Origin of the sequence: Neochlamydia sp. EPS4, assembly GCF_000813665.1 — a bacterium.
Classification (GTDB): Bacteria; Chlamydiota; Chlamydiia; order Chlamydiales; family Parachlamydiaceae; genus Neochlamydia.
The window spans coordinates 1-2,052 of record NZ_JSDQ01000005.1 but is presented as its reverse complement, the minus strand read 5'-3'; the positions used below and the strand labels follow the sequence as shown (position 1 = coordinate 2,052).

At 39.9% G+C, this 2,052-nt stretch carries 2 protein-coding genes; both read right to left on the bottom strand.

What is annotated here, in order from left to right; genetic code table 11:
* Window positions 1–144 precede the first annotated feature (144 nt).
* Entirely contained in the window at window positions 145–1,425 is a 1,281-nt protein-coding gene (locus DB42_RS00340; protein ID WP_052435840.1) for a leucine-rich repeat domain-containing protein, read from the bottom strand.
* Window positions 1,426–1,713: 288 nt separating this feature from the next.
* Window positions 1,714–1,947, bottom strand: a complete 234-nt coding sequence (locus DB42_RS11055; RefSeq protein ID WP_155117344.1) for a hypothetical protein — start codon at window positions 1,945–1,947, stop codon at window positions 1,714–1,716.
* Between the last annotated feature and the right edge of the window lie 105 nt (window positions 1,948–2,052).

Below are 2,052 nucleotides of genomic sequence, written 5' to 3'. Positions count from 1 at the left end.
GTAAATACTAAAAACAAGTTTAAGTAATATTTTGGTGACTACAAATTTATATAAAAAAGCCATAAAGCTTTAATAATAAAATAATTAATCACTTTAACCTTATAAAAAAAATGGAACTTCCGTTAAAAAGTACTTACGGCCATTCTACCATTGAAAACGCTGCCTTATTATTCCTGGAATATCTTTCACTTTCAAAGGATTTTCCGCTAATTCAAGCGTTTGCAGCTGAGACAGCCGCCCGATTTCTGCAGGAAGACTGGTGAGCTGGTTTTCTCTTAAGTAAAGCCATCCCAGCTGAGACAATTGGCCTATTTCTGCAGGAAGGCTGGTGAGCTGGTTTTGATTTAAGTAAAGATGTTGCAGCTGAAGCAATTGACCTATTTCTGCAGGCAGACTGGTGAGATGGTTTTGATTTAAGTAAAGCCATTCCAGCCGAGACAATTGCCCTATTTCTGCAGGAAGACTGGCGAGCTGGTTTTCTCCTAAGTAAAGCGTTTGCAGCTCAGACAGCTGTCCGATTTCTGCAGGCAGACTAGTGAGCTGGTTTTGATCTAAGTAAAGCAATTGCAGCTGAGACAACTGCCGGATTTCTGCAGGCAGGCTAGTGAGCTGGTTTTGGCTTAAATCAAGCGTTTGCAGCTGAGACAATTGACCTATTTCTGCAGGAAGGCTCGTGAGCTGGTTTTGATTTAAGTTAAGCAATCGCAGCCGAGAAAGCCTCCCGATTCCTGCAGGCAGACTGGCGAGCTGGTTTTGGCTTAAATCAAGCCATTGTAGCTTAGGCAGCTGCCCCATTTCTACAGGCAGGCTGGTGAGCTGGTTTTCGCTTAAGTAGAGCCGTGTCAGCCGAAACAATTGACCTGTTTCTGGGGGTAAGTAAGTCAAGCCTGCTTTAGATAAATTTAAAACCTTGATGTTTTTACAATTTTTTTTAATCCAATCTCTAAGAAGCTCTCCTTTTTTTCCTAGAGGCAAGAGCTTAATTTCTTCTCGGCTCAAGTATTTTTCCCCACCAGGAAGTTTATTCCAAAGTAAAAGGCGATTAATATTTAAGAGATAAGAAGAGTAATTAGCCAGAGTTAAGCCTCTTTTTTCTTCTGTTTTCCATTTAAATTCCAAAGGAGAAAGAGATTTAGCTAAGGTAAAAACTTGTTTAAAAACTTGATAAACTTTTTCGGTAGAGGTAAGTCCAGGATTGAGCTGATAAACTTTAGCTAACATAAGAGTTCGCTGGGTAGTGGCATTCCCCCTGGAGAAATGAAGATGGGCTATTTTTTTATAAAGAGAAGGCATCGTTTCAGAAGCCAGCAGATGATGCCATCTTTTACAGACGCTAAATAAGGAAGGAACTGCGCAAGCCTCCAAGATAGGGAGCAGCAATTCATTGGGCAAGCTTTCAATAGATGCCGAAGAGATAGGGTGCATTTTATTTCCAATGGTAGGGATAACTTTTTCAGCATTTATATTTTTAAAAACAATATAAAAAAATTAAAAAAGCAAGTCAAACGAATTCGTATCGTTATCAATGAAAAACAACTCACAGATAATCTACCTCGCTTTTTTTTCAGATAGATTCACGGAAAGGGGGTAGACCTTCTAAGCATTCAGGAGCAACCACAGCTTTTGGGGATTAAGTGACGCGGCAATTTTGATTTGGCTAAAAGAATGAGTTTGAGGAAAACGGCTCTTTTTGATGCCTTGCCTTAATTCTTCCTATGAATGATAGAATACAATACACCAGTTTCTTCCTGTCAAGGAAAGTTGTTCTTCCAGCATAGCAATCTGCAGAAAAAGAGAGAACCTTCTTGTCGTTATAAATGTGTAGGTTAGTTTAAACTTGCTTAGTTGCCGGAAGAAAAGCAGATCAGACAGCTGCCCGATTTCTGTAGGCAGAGCGGTGAGCTGGCTTTGGCTTAAGTAAAGTCGTGTCAGCTCAGCTCCCCTCAATTTAAAAAGTACTTACAACCATTCTACAATTGAAAACGCTGCCTTATTTTTTCTGGAATATCTTTCAAAGGATTTGCCGCTAATTCAAGCTTGGTAAGCTGAGGC

What these genes read in the sequence shown, in the direction of transcription:
- DB42_RS00340 (WP_052435840.1), bottom strand. Translation starts at nt 1,425, where the DNA reads ATGCACCCTATCTCTTCGGCATCTATTGAAAGCTTGCCCAATGAATTG.